The organism is Streptomyces sp. NPDC059398, assembly GCF_042751845.1.
GTDB lineage: Bacteria > Actinomycetota > Actinomycetes > Streptomycetales > Streptomycetaceae > Streptomyces.
Map to the genome: position 1 here is coordinate 1 of NZ_JBHYWP010000203.1, position 2,623 is coordinate 2,623.

3 protein-coding genes are annotated in these 2,623 nt (G+C 72.5%); all 3 read right to left on the bottom strand.

Going from position 1 to position 2,623, the window contains the following annotated elements; genetic code table 11:
- Nucleotides 1-538 (bottom strand): transposase (locus tag ACFXBC_RS34980; RefSeq protein ID WP_385034143.1); only part of this gene is annotated, 538 nt, incomplete at its 3' end.
- Between the two features lie 122 nt (nt 539-660).
- A complete protein-coding gene (locus ACFXBC_RS34985; protein WP_385034146.1) occupies nt 661-1,515 on the bottom strand; it encodes a GNAT family N-acetyltransferase in 855 nt (284 codons plus the stop codon).
- A 158-nt stretch (nt 1,516-1,673) separates the two neighbouring features.
- Nucleotides 1,674-2,525 (bottom strand): LuxR C-terminal-related transcriptional regulator, encoded by an 852-nt coding sequence (locus ACFXBC_RS34990; RefSeq protein ID WP_385034149.1) that lies wholly within the window; start codon nt 2,523-2,525, stop codon nt 1,674-1,676.
- Nucleotides 2,526-2,623 lie beyond the last annotated feature (98 nt).

A 2,623-nucleotide genomic window follows, 5' to 3' on the forward strand; every position in this document is an offset into this window, starting at 1 on the left:
CGTGATCGACGAACCCCATCAGCGGGTGATGTCCGAAGGTCTTCTTCCAGGTCGCGGCTGCGTCCTCCTTGTCGGAGTGGGCCAGTACCAGCACCCCGTCCGGGTCCACGATCACCTGCCCGGAGGCGTCCGGCGACGAGGCTCCAGCCAACTTCCGTATTCGCTCGCGTACTTCGGCTCTCGCTGACCGGATCGCGTTCAGAGCCTTCGGGCCGGGACGAGGCCAGGGTGTCGACGAGGCGGGAAACGGTCGGGCGGAGGCCACCGGGCCGGACACGTCCGGCTCGGCCCGCAGCATGCCGATGTCGGCCAGGCAGTCTCCGCCGAGGGCGACGGCCAGGGCCGCATCCAGCAGAACCTTGCCTGGATCGTGCACCGCCCGAGCCTTCCGCCACGGCGCCAGCGCCGCGGATACCGTGGTGTCCAGCCCGGCCTTGCGGGCGGTCTCGACCAGCAGCACGCCCCCGGCCTGGGACACCACGGCCCGACCATCGCCCTCGATGCGGACACGCGGGTACAACCCGATACGCTTCTCCACCTGAGAAGTGCTTCTTTCCACGGCACGATCTGGACCCTCGACAAGTCCTATCGTTGCAGGTCAGGAGCACTTCTCGCGTTTTCGATCACGCTTTGGACAGCCCACCTCATGAAACCCCGAGGCTAACCCAGTTCGAGTGTGGTGACGCCGAAGACGCACTGGCCGGCCACCGGGCGGATCGGGCCCGTGTACATGCGGGCCGTCTCGAAGGAGGGCGTGAGCCCCAGCGACCTGACCAGGGCGACGGCCCTCGCGTTGGACTCGGGGACGTCCACGGCGACCCGCGCCGGTCCCGCCTCCTCGGCCAGCGCCCCGTACAGCGCCTCGGCGTCGGTCGGCGTATCGGCGAACAGCGGCCCGATACGCAGGACTTCACCCGCCGCCGGGCGGATCACCGCGTACCCGGAGAGCCGCCCTCTGTCGACACGTACGAACGCGCGGTGCCCGTCCGTGGTCAGCCAGTGCTCCAGGAAGCGCGGCCGGTCGGCCGGGTAGCAGGCGCTGTCGTACGCCGCGACCGCTTCGTGGTCGATGGGCCGCATCGGGCGTACGCCCGCGGGGCTGCGGGGCGGCAGCACGCCGGTGTGGCGGAAGGTGCTGTGGGCGGGGCTGAACCCCGACTTGCGGTAGTTGTCCTGCTGGGCGACGACCCCGTCCAGACCGATGGTCCGGCTTCCCGCGTGCGCCTGCGCGGCCTGCCAGGTGGCCAGACCGTGGCCGCGTCCACGCAGATCGGGGCGGACCAGATAGCAGCCGAGAAACGCGTAGCGGGCACCGTAGTTGACGACCGAGACGGCGGAGACGGGCTCCCCGCCGATGCGTCCGATGAAGAACCCGTCGGGGTCCTGGGCGAAGAAGCTCCGGGCGTCGCTGACCCCCGGGTTCCAGCCCTCGTCGTGCGCCCACCCGCTGATGACGGGCCAGTCCTTCTCGGCCGCCGGTGCGACGACGAGCTCCCCGGCGGATGAGTACGTCATGCATGCTCCCTGAGTCCTGTGAAATCGCCGTGAGGTGGAGGGAAGCCATGGGATACCCCGCTTCGGCACGTCCGCCCCGCGGTCACCCCCGGGCGGCCCCCGGGAGTCGTCCGGCTGGGTTTCCGCATGAGGCTTTTCTCATGGCTTCGGCCGGGATGTTACGGCAGCAGACCCGCCCGCCGGGCCGCGACGACCGCCTCAAGGCGGGTGTGCGCCCCCAGCTTGCGCATCGCGGACCGCAGATAGCTCTTCACGGTCTCCGGCTTCAGCCCCAGCCGCGCACCGGCCGCCGCGTTCGTCGCGCCGGTCGCTACCCAGGCCAGTACGTCCACCTCGCGCGGCGCCAGCGTCGCGGGCCGGGTGGGCCCGCCGTTGCCGCTCCCGATGCCGCTCCCGATGCCGCAGCCGCCCGCCAGCCGGGCGCAGACGGCGAGCAGTTCGTCGCGCAGCTCCTGGTCGGTGATGCGCGGTACCAGCGCGCGCAGTTCACTGTGCGCCTCGCGCACCTGCTCCCACGCGCCGGGGCCGGCCACCGGCTCGCGCGCCGCCGCGAGCCGCTGTTGCACCTCGTCCCGCACCGCCAGCGACTGCTCCACGTCGCGGGCCGCCTCGACCGCCGCGTGGTACGTACGGTCGCCGAACGAAAGCCGTTCGCGCACCGCCCCGTACAGCACCCCGCGCACCTTGCGCCGCACCACCACCGGCACCGCCAGCACCGCGTGCAGCCCCTCCGCGCCCACCGCCGTGTCGTACTCGTGGCTGATGTGCAGCGAGGCGCGGTAGTCGGTCACGGCGCACGGCCGGGACAGCGCTATCGACTTGCCGCCCAGCCCGTTGCCGGCCGACACCGCGAGTCCGCGCAGCGCCGGTGTCGCCGTACCGCTGAGTTCCGCGATCCGCAGCTGACCCGTACCCGTCAGCAGGCCGCCGAACGCGACCGGCAGTCCGGTGGCGCGGCGCATCCGCAGCAGCGCCGCCCGCATGTCCACTGCCTCGACCGGCTCCGGCAGGCGGCCGCTCCTCTCCGCCGGGGGCGGGCCGCCGGCGCTCATCGGCCGGGCCACCGCCACCGGGCCTTCCGTCCTGGCCGGTCCGCACCGGCCAGGAC

What these genes read in the sequence shown, in the direction of transcription:
- ACFXBC_RS34985 (WP_385034146.1), bottom strand. Translation starts at nt 1,515, where the DNA reads ATGACGTACTCATCCGCCGGGGAGCTCGTCGTCGCACCGGCGGCCGAG.